Genomic DNA, 12,782 nt, shown 5'->3' on the forward strand with positions numbered 1-12,782 from the left:
CCATGATGATGAAGCTCTTTATGGGCGATACCAAGTGAGCCCGAGCGCGCCTTCGCCCAGATGCGTCCCAATGACCGGGCCGAAATAGCTGATCAAAAATTCCACATTCGGATAGGTTGGCGCCAGCTCCTGCTTCCACGCCTCCGCTTCCTCCAAGCGGTTCGCATGGATAATCGCCGCTTTCAGGGGCACTCCGAGCTTGGCATCCTCGGCGAACAGCTCCTCGATCCGCTTAATCGCTTTTTTGCGCGTACGGATTTTTTCAAACGGTACAATGACTTTGTTTTGAAAATGAAGCAGCGGTTTCACCTGTAAAAGGCTGCCGATAAACGCTTGGGCACTGCTCAGCCGTCCGCCGCGCTGCAAATGGATTAAGTCATCCACCATAAAATACGCGCGCAACGAGGTTTTGATTTCGTCCAGGCGGGCAATAATCTCTTGGGGATGCTTGCCCGCCAGCGCCATTTCAGCGGCCTCTATCGCATAAAAGCCTTGTGCCATGCAGCTGATCTCCGAGTCATACGCGTACACCTGAAGGCCTTCTACCATGCCTGCTGCCGTTAACGCCCCTTGATACGTACCGCTTATGCCGCTTGATAAATGAATGCTCACCACCGCGTCATATTGCTTGGCCAGCGTTTCAAACAGCTCAACAAATGCGCCGATCGACGGCTGCGATGTTGTCGGCAAATGTTTATGCTGCCTCACTTCTTCGAAAAATGGCTCCGCATGAATATCCACTTCTTCCCGATAGGCTTCATTGCCAAAGGAAACGCTTAATGGAATCATATAAATGTGCAATGCTTCGCGCACGTCTTTCGGAATATATGCCGTACTATCCGTGACAATCGCTGTCCTCATCATTCATACCTTCCTTATTTTGATTATGGCCTTTGCTGATCCATCGTCACAGCGGATACGCTGCACCAATTCGCTCATGCAGGACCTTTCTCATTTGACTAGCCTGTTCTTTCAGTTTGTCCCCATCGGCATGAGCGAATGGAAACGGTCTGCATGTGGATGATCAGCCCGTCTTCCTTACCTCCATTGTAGCGGAAAAAAGGATGGATTTCATTACAAAAAAAGGCTGCCGAATTCTCGACAGCCTTGGCGCTCAGCGGACCTCCACCCATCCGTTTTTGATCGCCACAACAACCGCTTGTGTACGGTCATTTACATTTAGTTTTTGAAGAATATTGCTGACATGATTTTTCACCGTTTTTTCACTTATAAACAACGCCTCGCCAATGCCGCGGTTGCTTTTGCCGTCCGCAAGAAGCTGCAGCACCTCACACTCCCGGCGCGTTAACAAATGCAGCGGCAGACATACCTCGCGCGATGTTTTTTCGACCTTCTGGCTCGTTCCTGCGGCGAGGCGGCGGTATTCTTGAATTAAATTATGCGTCACGCGCGGATGTAAATAAGATCCGCCTTCTGCTACGACCTTGACCGCTTCTATCAATGTATCCGCATCCATATCCTTTAATAAATAGCCTGTTGCGCCTGTTTTCAGCGCATGCATCACATAATTTTCATCATCGTGAATGGAAAGGACCACCACCTTTGTGTCAGGGTACGTTTCCACCAGCTGCCGCGTCGCTTCCACTCCATTCGTATTCGGCATGTTAATATCCATAATCACGATATCCGGCTGATGCTTTTGCACCAACTCGAGCGCATCACTGCCATCCGCTCCCTCAGCTACTACCTCAAATTGTCCTTCGAATTCTAAAATCCGCTTGACTCCTTCGCGAAATAATTGATGGTCATCAATAATAACGATGCGTGTTTTCATTGATCGATCCTCTCCCTTCTTGTTTGTGTCGTTTCTAACAGCGGAATTTGAATAAACACGGTTGTTCCCACACCCATTTGTGAACGGATATTCATCGTTCCTTCCAATAATTCTACTCGTTCCTTCATCCCAATCAATCCAAAGGAATTTTCCTTCTTTTTCTTCACATCAAATCCTTTTCCATTATCTTTAATCATTAGGAAAAGATACTGCTGCTTCATTTCTACCTTCACTTGAATCTCAGATGCCTCCGCATGCTTCAGTGCGTTTTGCACCGATTCTTGGACAAGGCGAAAAATCGCCACCTCAAAATGGGCAGGCAATCGTTTTTCCTCCCCAATATGTACAAAAGAAATTTTCGTTTGCTGGTTATACTCCTCAACATTTTGCAAATATTTACGGAGGGTAGGTATTAAGCCCAGATCATCAAGCGCCATTGGTCTTAAATCATAAATAATTCTTCTCACTTCGTAAAGTGCAGAACGTACCATTTTTTTAAAATCCCGCAATTCTTGAACCGCTTCATCGACACTGCGTTGTCGAATAATCCGCTCCATTAAATCCGAGCGCATCATCACATGGGCGAGCATTTGGGCAGGACCGTCGTGAATCTCTCGCGATAAGCGGCGGCGTTCCTCTTCTTGAGCTTCGATAATCCTTAAACCGAACTCCTGTTTTTGTTTGGCCCCTTCTATAAACTCGCCCACTTGGCGAAAGTCGCTGTTCAAATAATTCAGGACAACGGTGATTTGTCCAATTAAATGATCGGCGCGTTCAATGGTTTCTTTTAGCGCGGCTAAACGCCGTTCCAATTCATCGCGCCGCAGCCGCAGCTGCCTTTCTTGCTCGCGAATCATCGTCAGCTTCATTTGCAGCTCGTGCGCGATTTCATAAGCCTCGCGGATTTCCATTTCGGAATAGCGTGAAAAATGGCGGTTCACCTCTGATAAGCGCTGTCTGGCCAGACGCGCCTGCACCTCCAGTCGATCTGCTTGATCGATAATCAGGCTGACTTGCGTTTTTGTTTCCTCTAGCTCCTTGATCAAGTGCTCGTACTCATGGCGCGAACGTTCGCCGATCTGAAAAATTTCATCTTTGCTATGATGAACCGTTTTTACCATTTTTTCGACAATTTTATCTAATTCCTTCGCATTTAATTTTTTTGGCAAAGACATACGAAATCCTCCGTGCTTATACAAAAAAGTATCAAGAGATCATACAAATTTTTCTAACGAAAAGTTTTATTTGAAGGAAAAAAGCTGTCGATTTATAATAGAAAAAGATGCTTTTTCGCTACCTGTTCCCGACCGGTAGGCGACGGCATATACTTGTTTTTTTAAGTATAGCATGTTTCACGCAACTTATCGCCAAAAATTGAATTGGTAATAAAAACATATGCAACAGCGTGCCGCATGATCGTGAGGTGTTTCATCATTGCTGCATAAATATTATACCGTAAAAGGATATGGAGAAAGTGAAATCGTGATCGAAAAATCGCGATTCATTTGTTATGCCAATCGGGCAACAACGGAAGAGGAAGCGACTCAGTTCATTCAAACGATCAAAAAAAAGCATTGGGATGCGACGCATAACTGCTCTGCTTATTTAATCGGCGAGCATGACCACATCCAAAAAGCGAATGATGACGGTGAACCGAGCGGCACGGCTGGGGTTCCGATGCTCGAAGTGCTTAAGAAAAAAGGACTAAAGGACACCGTTGTCGTTGTAACTCGCTATTTTGGCGGCATTAAGCTTGGAGCCGGCGGTCTCGTCCGCGCTTACAGCAAAGCGGTATCCGAAGGGCTGAAAGCAGCGGAAATTGTTGAACGCCGCCTCATGCGCATTATGCATGTTGCGATCGATTACAATTGGCTTGGCAAAGTGGAGAATGCCCTTCGCTCCTCCATTTATGATGTGAAAGCCATTCACTATCTAGATCATGTCGAAATCGAGGTATTTGTCGAAGAAAACAACAAGCAGCCGTTTTGCGAATGGCTCACCGATTTAACCAATGCAAGGGCGGACATTCAAGAAGGGGAAGTCACCTATATGGAAACGACCATTTCTTAGCCTCCCTTTCACCACTCTTAGAAAAAAGAAGAGGAGAACAATCAATGACCAATAAACGAACCTATCGTAAAAAGCAAAAAAAGAAAAAGCGCAGAAAGCGCATATTATTATGGATATTGACGCCTATTTTGCTGCTTGTGCTGGGAGCTACTTGCTACGCTTCATTCCTTATGCATAAGGCGGAATCTGTGATCAATAAATCGTATGAGGAGATCAAAGGCCGAGACCAAGATCGCCCAAATCTGAAAATTGATAATTTCTCCATCTTGTTTATCGGCATTGATGACAGCCGTTCGCGAAACTTCAAAAGCGATACACGCTCAGATGCGTTAATGCTAGCGACATTCGATGCCAAAAAGAAATCTGTCAAATTAGTAAGTATTCCGCGTGACTCGTATGTATATATTCCGTCAGAGGAAAGACGGGATAAAATCACCCACGCCCATGCCTTTGGCGGTGTAAAAGGAACCATTGAAACCGTTGAGCAGCTGTTTGATATTCAAATTGACTACTATGTCAAAATGAACTTCTATGCTTTTATGGACGTGGTGGACGCCTTAGGTGGAATTGAAGTAGAAGTGCCATATAATCTTAAAGAAAAAGACTCCGAAGACCATCATAATGCGATTGTTCTGAAAAAAGGATGGCAAACATTAAATGGCGAGCAAGCGCTGGCTCTTGCGAGAACAAGAAAGCTTGATAACGATATCGAGCGCGGAAAGCGCCAGCAAGAAATTTTAAAAGCCATTATAAAAAAAGCAAGCAGCGTCCGTTCGATTACCAAATATGATGATCTGTTAGAAGCGATCGGAGACAATATGAAAACGAACTTAACGTTTGATGAAATGAAATCGCTGATTTATTATGCGACAAGCAGCGGAGGAAAGCTTAATATTGAATCCCTTCACTTAAAAGGAACCGATGATTACATTGACGGAGTTTACTATTATAAGCTCGACGAACAGTCTGTCGAAGAGATCTCTCAAGAGCTGAAAAATCATTTGCAAGGGCTGGATACTACTACTTCTACGGACAACAGCGATTCAGAAGCCAACAGCCAAACAGATCACGCTGATGACGACGGACAACCATAAACAAACGCAAAAAACCGCCTTGCATAAAAGCAAGGCGGTTTTTTTAATTTTGTTTTCCATTCGCGTAGCGAATCACGCGCATGATTTTCAAAATGGGGCGATAATTCGCATCCACTAAACCGATCTTCTCCGCAATAATCTCAAGGGCAAGCAGTACGACAACCAATATAATCATCGACACCCAAACAGCGGCCTGCGATAAAATGATCGCCAGCAGCCCAAAAACGGCGCTCATGCCGTAAATAATCAGCACGGTCTCCCGATGGCTGTATCCGAGCCGGAGCAGACAGTGATGCAAATGAGATTTATCAGGAGCCGAAAGCGGCTGCTTTTTCACAATGCGGCGAATGATAGCAAAAAATGTATCCGAAATCGGCACACCGAGAATTAACACCGGCACGACAAACGAGATAAACGTAACGTTTTTAAAGCCTAACAGTGACAATACGGAAATCATATATCCTAAAAAGAGCGCCCCTGTATCTCCCATAAAGATCTTTGCCGGATGAAAATTGTACAGCAAAAATCCCAAGGTGCTCGCTAAAATAATCAATCCCATCGAAGTGACGAACCAGTCTCCCATAATCAACGCCATTCCAGAAATCGTGATTAAAGCAATCGCTGAGACACCGGCAGCCAAGCCATCTAGCCCGTCAATAAGGTTGATCGCATTCGTAATTCCCACAATCCATAAAATCGAAATCGGTATGCTTAACATTCCAAAATGCAATTGCCCGCCGAATGGCAAATTAATAAAGGTCACTTGTACACCGGCAATGACAACCACGATAAAGGCGGCAACGAATTGGCCTAAAAACTTCACTTTAGCCGGCAGCTCGTAGATATCATCCAAGATCCCAACGGCCACAATGATCAGACTTCCTAATAAAATATAAAGCGAATCTTCGTTCCAAGGCCGTAAAATCAAATATCCAATCATGGCGCTGACATAAATCGCCAGCCCTCCTAAACGCGGCATAATTTTTTGGTGCACTTTTCGTTGATTCGGTTTATCTGTGGCTCCTACAAGAAAAGCCAATTTTTTCACGAATGGAGTAAAAATAACGGATAACGCAAAGCATATAAGCATCGTTAAGTATAGATATAACATGGGAACCCTCCCCTATGTCCTAGGATAACCATTAATGTCACATTCAAACCAAAACCGTTCATTGCCAAATTTCTCAGTACAAAAGCCCACAGCGTCGATTATAGCATATTCAATCTATGACATAAACAAAAAATTTCTTAAAATCTAGTGACTTCGCGGATGTTCGCGAGTATAACCCCATTATATATCATTTAAATCCCAAGAATCGACAGATAACGCAAAAAAAAATCAGCTTGTCGACAAAGTCGACAAGCTGAAGGTTTTTTAAAAAAAGCCTTATCCTCGCGAAAGCAAGCCCGCGGTTCGAAAAAGAGCATAGGCAGTCACGGCAAATAAGCAGCCCGCAAGACATAAATCAAGTAAATCATAGTCGGTATGAATCCATAAGCGGCTCAGCCAAACGACGACCGTCACGATGAAAAGAGACAGGAGCAATTTTCCCCATAGCGCTCCTGTATCCATTCGCAGCTTTAACTGACGCGTGCCAAGAACGAGCAAGGAAAAGAATTGGAATAAAGCGCTAATCGTCGTTCCCCAGGCGATGGAGGACGCTCCATATTGGTCAATAAAAAAGGAAATGATCGCAATATTGACGCCAAAAACAGCCACGATCCCTGTGGCGACTGGCGCGAACGATTTCTCCATCGCATAAAAAAAGCGCGTGACAAACAGATTCGCTGCATGGGCAAACATGCCGATCACAAAGATTTTCAGCATCTCCGCCGTCATAGACGTCGACTGCGCCGTAAACGATCCGTACTCAAAAATGATTTTTACAATCGGTTCGGCATATACATAAACAAAGACAGAAACAGGCACAATAAACATGATGAGCAAACGCAGACCTTTGAAAAAGATTTGTGAAATTCCTTCATAATCCTGTTCAGCCGTCTTTTTAGCGAGCAGCGGATAGATCACCGTCGTCGCCGCTGTCATTAAAATCATTTGCGGAAGCTGAACAAGCTTCGAGGCATAGTTCAGCGCAGCGACATACCCGTCATCCAGTCGCGAAGCAAACATGCGCTGGATAAAAAAATAAAATTGCAGAGTCGCTCCGCCCAATAAAACAGGCATAGCGATCTTAAGCATGCGAAGCACATATTCCTTTTCCGAAACATGAAAACGAAGACGGAAACAGAACACGCCGCTCTTATGCATATAATAAACGAGCACAGCCACCATGATCGCAGCGCTGACCGGCGCTCCCCATCCATAAGCATATACGCCGATGGCCGGATAAAGGAGGACGGCGATGAAAATAAAAAAAGCATTGTTGGCCAATGTGGCAAACGAGGCGCTATAAAATTGGCCGCGCACATTCAAAATGCCGGAAAACCACATCGAAAAAACAAGAAAAAGGGTTGCGGGAGCCATCATGAAAAACAATTTCGATGTCATCGCCACTTCAGACGGATGGAGCCCATTAAAAAAGAGTTGGACCACCTGCTTTGATAAAATCATAAACAAGCCTGTTAATCCAACGCAAAACAGGAGCAAATACGTGAAAATGACATCGTGAAACCGCTGCTTATGGATGTCATGATCCATTTTGCTATATACGCTAATATAAGCAGTCGCTACAGCCCCTCCCAGCACGGAGTAGACAAAATTAGGAATGGTATAGGCTAAAATGACGCTATCGGCAAGCGATGACGTGCCAAATTGATAACCGATGACGGCTTCTCGAACAAAACCTAAAAAACGCGAAAGCACATTGACAATGGTGACTACTCCAATCAATTGAAAAAAACGTTTTGTACTCACAACCTCACCTGCCGAATCTCTGCTTTCATTTATGCATGCTTATCAATAAATGAACGAATAATAGAGATAATTTCATCATTTCCACTGACAAACGGAACAGGTTCAAACTGCTTGGCTTTTTTCAGCACTTCGCTGAAATCTTCATTTTCATACCACGCTAAAATGTGTCCCGTCTTTTCAAACTGCTGCACAATTTCTAGCTGATGGTCATCGTTGTGCTCTCCATATTTCATGAGACGAGGGGCAGCAATCATTTTCTTGCCCATTTTTGCCCCTGTCGTAATGGATCCTGTTCCTCCATGAGTAATAATCATGCTCGCTTCCCGATACAGCCGTTCCATTTCCTCATAGCTTGTAAATGTCATCATGTTCATATGTGGCGATTCGTAAGGCGTATGCCCTTGCTGCACAATCACTTCTTCTTTAATATTTCCAGAGATAATTTGCTTTTCTACTTCCCGCAACAGCCTCGTAAAAGGCAGCTCATGAGTTCCCAACACAACAAAAATCAATAGATCGAACCTCCATAAACCGCTTTCGGGTAATGTTTTTTCATTGTTTCCCACTGCACAATGAATAAATCAGCAATTGGATACACCAATTTTCCTGAAATCGTCGGAGTCGTGGTTTTCGCAAAGCTCTCGATAAAAATGACTTTTTTGCCAAACAACTTAGCAATATAACACATGGGCACGGCCGTATGAGCGCCTGTTGTCACCACAACATCCGGCTTTTCGCGAAGAAAATAATACAAAGACATGATGACATTATAGGAAAATTTAAAAATATATCGGAACGGATAATTCCTTGCTCCATACATTAAAAAAGAAATCTTATACTGTTTGCTCAATTCTTTCGTGATGACCGATTTTTCCGTTACAATATGATAATCGTACGCAGAAAAAAGAGGCTTTAATTGCAACAATTGCGTTAAATGCCCTCCAAGGGAAGCAATAAATAGCACCTTTTTTCTGTCTTTGTTTTTTCTACGCATCCCGTACTCCCTCCGGAGGTGAATAAAGTTGAATCACTCGTTCAACGATTCGCTTTCCATCGTTTTCTTGAGCGCGAAGCTCACCTTTTTGAATTAATTGTTCCCTCATTTTCGCATCGCTAAGCACCGTTTTTATTCCTTCATATAATGATTCCTTGTTACGGGGCTCGACCAATATACCGGCGCCGCCGCTCAATAAATAAGAAAGTCCGCCGACATCGCTACCGACGACCGGCGTATGGCAAGACATCGCTTCTAAAGCAACAAGCCCGAATCCTTCCAAATGGGAAGGCAGCACAAACACTTCAGCCGCCGACATCCATATGGCTAGCTCTAATTGATTCATCGCATCCAGCATGTGAATATCCTGCGCACCGCTTTGTTCCATTCGCTGCAAAAGCCGTTGATAAAACGCTCCATCTTTTTTCTGGCCAATCATATAGAGATTGGCGTTCGGATACTCCTGTTTCAGCATAGCAAATGCATCAACAAGCTCAAGCAGCCCTTTTTGCTCAATCATGTTGCCGACATATAAAACAGGAATCACATCGTCGGCTATTCCGCACAGCTTGCGCGCCTCTTGTTTGTTCATCGGCTGAAACACTTGGCGATTGACTCCCATATTAATAATCGAAATTTTCTCTTTCGCCACGCCAAATTGCTCATAAATCTCTTCATAAAGCTTCGGTCCTACCGCAATCACGTGATCAGCTTCCTGAAGAATATATTTTGTCCATTGCCAAATTCTCTTACTTTTATGCGCCATTCGTTCAATATCGCCGCCATGCGCCGTCACAATGAATCTCGTTTTCCAAAGCTTTCTATATAAAAGGCCTAATATGCCTGTCGGAAAAACATAATGGACATGAACGACATCATACCGTCTTCCGCGAACCACCGCATGAATCAGCACTTTCAACAGCCAAACCAGATATTTGATCAGAACCGCTTGTTTTTTCATACTTGGATTGGTGACAGCAATGACATCAACATCCAATCCCGCCTTTTGTAAAGCGACGACTTGATTTTTTACAAAAATCCCAAAAGCTTTTGCCTTTTCAGTCGGATACATATTGCTGAGCACTAATACTTTTCGATTAGACATGCTTCTCACCTATTATCCTCTGTAACAGTTGTATTCCCTTCTCGGCCTCGTTTTTCATATTCTCAGATATCATCTCGATACGCTGCTGGACTTCCGCCCAATTCTTTTCGATTTCATTGACCATTTGCAGCATCAACTGATCATCTTGTGATAATTTCTCGATCGCAATATAGCGATCAAGCTGCTGAATAGCGGTCAGAAAATGCTGGACCTTCGGGTGATACCCGATACCAATCACCGGAGTTTTCGCAGCGATTCCTAAAATAAGAGAGTGCAGCCTTGTCCCAATCACGAGATCATGCGACTCACAAAGCGATAAAATCTCACTCGGATATAAATTTTGATCGATAATGACGACCTTATCGCGATATTGCATGAAAGAGGCAATGTCTTTTGTTACTTGCACATCCTGGGGATATTTTGTCGAAAAAAATGTAATATGAACCCCTTTTTGACGAATGAGTTCATCTAAATTTTGCGCCATGCCTGAAATATATTGCTGATACTTCTGTTCATCTGTCGTCGGCCAATATTGGGAGCTGTAGTACGGAACAGCTGTCACAGCAATTTGGCGAACCGAATCTCGCTGCATTTTTTTCGATGAACGTGCTAAAAATAGAGCTGGATCGCCAATGACCTCAATCTCTTTTTTTACTTGGAGCGATTGAAGCAGTTTCCTTGAGCTCTCATCTCTGACAGAAATTTGCTGGGCCTTTTTCAGCAGCTGTTTAATAAAAAAAGCACCTGCCTTTGTACGGATCGGCCCTGCGCCTACTCCATAAATCACGACCTTGCATCCGGCGTAATGGCCTAGCATGCCGAGCGTTGCATACAACGGTGCATCTCGTTTATATAAATCCATTAATAAACCGCCGCCGCCAATGATCAGCACATCCAGTTCCTTCATCCGCAAATAATTAGCCTTAAGGGTAGTTAAAATGGTAAGCAGAAGGCTTTTTTTTCGCGAAAGAAGCGGAATGGCTCGGACTCCATACCGTTCCTCTGTATTTTCAGGATTATGGCTAAAAATGACGATATCCGTTTTGCTGATCGCCAATTCTTCCGTCAATTGCTTGAGAATCCCCATCAAAATTGCTTCGTCGCCATTATTATGATGTCCGTAATTACCAATAATCCCTATTTTCATAACAAAGCACCTTTAACTTATTATTTATTCAACTTTTACATTATACTATCGTTCACTCATAGGTAAAAGCCTTTATCACGATTCCATTATATCAATTTTTCATCTAGCAAAAAACAATGGGGGCTAATCATCGAAAGCCCCCATTTGTCTTATTTTTTATAGTACTGCACAATTCCATTATAAATGGATTCAGCGAAAATATTCTGAAATTGGTCGGAAGTGAGTTTTTTGACGTCTTCGGTATTCGAAATAAACCCTAATTCAACAAGAATGCTAGGGACGGTATTGTTACGGATGACATAAAAGGCTTCATCCTTGACTTTGCGGTCCACCATATTCGCATTAGCCACAATTTGCGCCTGAACTTCCTTCGCTAATAAATAGCTTTCATATCCGTTCGGATTCGTCGAAGTATCATAGTACGTTTCCGTTCCTTTTGCTGACGGGCTTGCAGAGTTTACATGGATGCTGATAAACAGCTCCGCGTAATTTTGCTTAGCGATATTGACCCGTTCTTCCAATGTCGGATACGTATCGCTCTCTCTTGTCATGATGACCTTGGCACCCGCCGCTTCCAACTTCTGCTTCAGCTTTTTCGCAACAGATAGAACGATGTCTTTTTCTTTGGCGCCATTTCCGATCGTTCCCGGGTCTGTTCCGCCGTGTCCCGCATCCACTGTAATAATCCGCCCAGCCAACACGCTGCCGCTTACATTCTGCAATTTTAAGTATGATTTATGTACATAGCCGCGCAAGTTTCCATATGAAATTTTCGCCCAATAGCCTTGAATACTATAAACATTGACAATGGTTCCGTTGCTGAGCTGGCCTACAACCGAAGCGTTCGTCGATCCAGATGAACGAACATTTAACGTTTGGGCGGTGACTTTTCCTTTCGCGATGACCGTACCTTCATCCGCGCTGCTCACCGGCAAACGAAACTGATCGCTCATCGCCCGCGCCAAAAAGGCAGAAAACTGATCTCTGGAAATATAGGATTCCGGCATAAATTTATTTCCGCTTCCATTGGAAATTCCATTGTAATAAAGCTTCGTTATATAGGAATAAGCCCAGTAGCTTGAGCTAACATCAGTAAATGGGTTTTTCGCATTGGCCGGAGGATTAGAAAGTGAAAAAGTAAGAGCGAGCACTTTGCTCATTTGCGACCGTTTCAATTTATCATTAGGGTGAAAGGAGCCGTCGTCGTATCCTGTGAAAATGCCTTTTTGCGCCGCAAGGCTAATCCAGCGAGCCGCCCAATGGCTTGATGGAACATCTTTAAACTTGACTTGAATGGTAGTTGGTTCTTTTTCACCAATCGCGAGCATCAGCATTTTGGCCGCTTGCGCCCTCGTCAAAGAATCCAACGGACGAAACTGCAATTGGCTGCCTTGCTGATATCCTTGAATGATCGAACGCTGATACAAAAATTCAATTTCCTCTTTTGCCCAATAGCCTTCAGGTACATCGGAAAAAACCGCGCCTGAGGAAGCAATTGCAAACGAAGCAGCGTGAGCAGCTGTCTGATCGGGGGGAGCCTGATTAAAATCTTCAATTTTTAATAACTCGTCGTTTTGCTCAGCTGCATAAGCATTTGCCGCAAAAGGCAGCGACATAACAATGAACGCCAGAGCCATTAACAAAAAACGCAATGAATCCCTCTCCTTCCTGATTTTTGGTGTTATATTCCATCTCAAACTGA

The 12,782-nt window shown here is 43.9% G+C and carries 12 protein-coding genes; 2 read left to right on the plus strand and 10 right to left on the minus strand.

The genetic code is table 11. From position 1 onward, the window contains the following. Positions 1–18: 18 nt before the first annotated feature. The 3 genes from GRQ40_RS16745 to GRQ40_RS16755 all read right to left on the minus strand — a co-directional run bounded on the left by GRQ40_RS16745 (position 19) and on the right by GRQ40_RS16755 (position 2,970). On the minus strand, positions 19–861 hold the full coding sequence (locus GRQ40_RS16745) for a DegV family protein (protein WP_159720966.1): 843 nt from the start codon (positions 859–861) through the stop codon (positions 19–21). 253 nt (positions 862–1,114) lie between these two features. Beyond that, positions 1,115–1,795: a response regulator gene (locus GRQ40_RS16750; protein ID WP_044746297.1), complete on the minus strand. Its 681-nt coding sequence runs from the start codon at positions 1,793–1,795 to the stop codon at positions 1,115–1,117. Further along, positions 1,792–2,970 (minus strand): sensor histidine kinase, encoded by a 1,179-nt coding sequence (locus GRQ40_RS16755; protein ID WP_159720430.1) that lies wholly within the window; start codon positions 2,968–2,970, stop codon positions 1,792–1,794. The genes GRQ40_RS16750 and GRQ40_RS16755 overlap by 4 nt, the downstream gene beginning before the upstream one ends. A 259-nt stretch (positions 2,971–3,229) precedes the next feature. On the opposite strand from GRQ40_RS16755, the gene GRQ40_RS16760 reads away from it, so the two are divergent. Both GRQ40_RS16760 and GRQ40_RS16765 read left to right on the plus strand, forming a co-directional pair. After that, positions 3,230–3,865: a YigZ family protein gene (locus GRQ40_RS16760; RefSeq protein ID WP_044745022.1), complete on the plus strand. Its 636-nt coding sequence runs from the start codon at positions 3,230–3,232 to the stop codon at positions 3,863–3,865. Between the two features lie 44 nt (positions 3,866–3,909). Continuing rightward, positions 3,910–4,959 carry an LCP family protein gene (locus GRQ40_RS16765; protein WP_159720431.1) on the plus strand — a complete coding sequence of 350 codons (1,050 nt, stop codon included), beginning with the start codon at positions 3,910–3,912 and terminating at the stop codon, positions 4,957–4,959. A gap of 43 nt (positions 4,960–5,002) precedes the next feature. On the opposite strand, the gene GRQ40_RS16770 is transcribed toward GRQ40_RS16765, so the two are convergent. The 7 genes from GRQ40_RS16770 to GRQ40_RS16800 all read right to left on the minus strand — a co-directional run bounded on the left by GRQ40_RS16770 (position 5,003) and on the right by GRQ40_RS16800 (position 12,732). Beyond that, a complete protein-coding gene (locus GRQ40_RS16770) occupies positions 5,003–6,070 on the minus strand; it encodes a glycosyltransferase family 4 protein (protein ID WP_080860302.1) in 1,068 nt (355 codons plus the stop codon). A 276-nt stretch (positions 6,071–6,346) separates the two neighbouring features. Beyond that, complete coding sequence (murJ, locus tag GRQ40_RS16775) at positions 6,347–7,834, minus strand: murein biosynthesis integral membrane protein MurJ (RefSeq protein WP_159720432.1); 1,488 nt, start codon at positions 7,832–7,834, stop codon at positions 6,347–6,349. 29 nt (positions 7,835–7,863) lie between these two features. Next, positions 7,864–8,346: a PssE/Cps14G family polysaccharide biosynthesis glycosyltransferase gene (gene pssE / locus GRQ40_RS16780; protein ID WP_159720433.1), complete on the minus strand. Its 483-nt coding sequence runs from the start codon at positions 8,344–8,346 to the stop codon at positions 7,864–7,866. Next, on the minus strand, positions 8,343–8,828 hold the full coding sequence (gene pssD / locus GRQ40_RS16785; protein WP_044745027.1) for a PssD/Cps14F family polysaccharide biosynthesis glycosyltransferase: 486 nt from the start codon (positions 8,826–8,828) through the stop codon (positions 8,343–8,345). The genes pssE and pssD overlap by 4 nt, the downstream gene beginning before the upstream one ends. Further along, complete coding sequence (locus GRQ40_RS16790) at positions 8,821–9,933, minus strand: glycosyltransferase (RefSeq protein WP_236546356.1); 1,113 nt, start codon at positions 9,931–9,933, stop codon at positions 8,821–8,823. Before GRQ40_RS16790 ends, pssD begins: the two co-directional genes overlap by 8 nt. Beyond that, entirely contained in the window at positions 9,926–11,080 is a 1,155-nt protein-coding gene (locus GRQ40_RS16795; RefSeq protein ID WP_159720434.1) for a polysaccharide pyruvyl transferase family protein, read from the minus strand. Before GRQ40_RS16795 ends, GRQ40_RS16790 begins: the two co-directional genes overlap by 8 nt. A 149-nt stretch (positions 11,081–11,229) precedes the next feature. Beyond that, positions 11,230–12,732: an N-acetylmuramoyl-L-alanine amidase gene (locus GRQ40_RS16800; protein WP_236546357.1), complete on the minus strand. Its 1,503-nt coding sequence runs from the start codon at positions 12,730–12,732 to the stop codon at positions 11,230–11,232. Positions 12,733–12,782: the final 50 nt, after the last annotated feature.

The organism is Anoxybacillus sp. PDR2 (assembly GCF_009834045.1).
GTDB lineage: Bacteria > Bacillota > Bacilli > Bacillales > Anoxybacillaceae > Anoxybacteroides > Anoxybacteroides rupiense.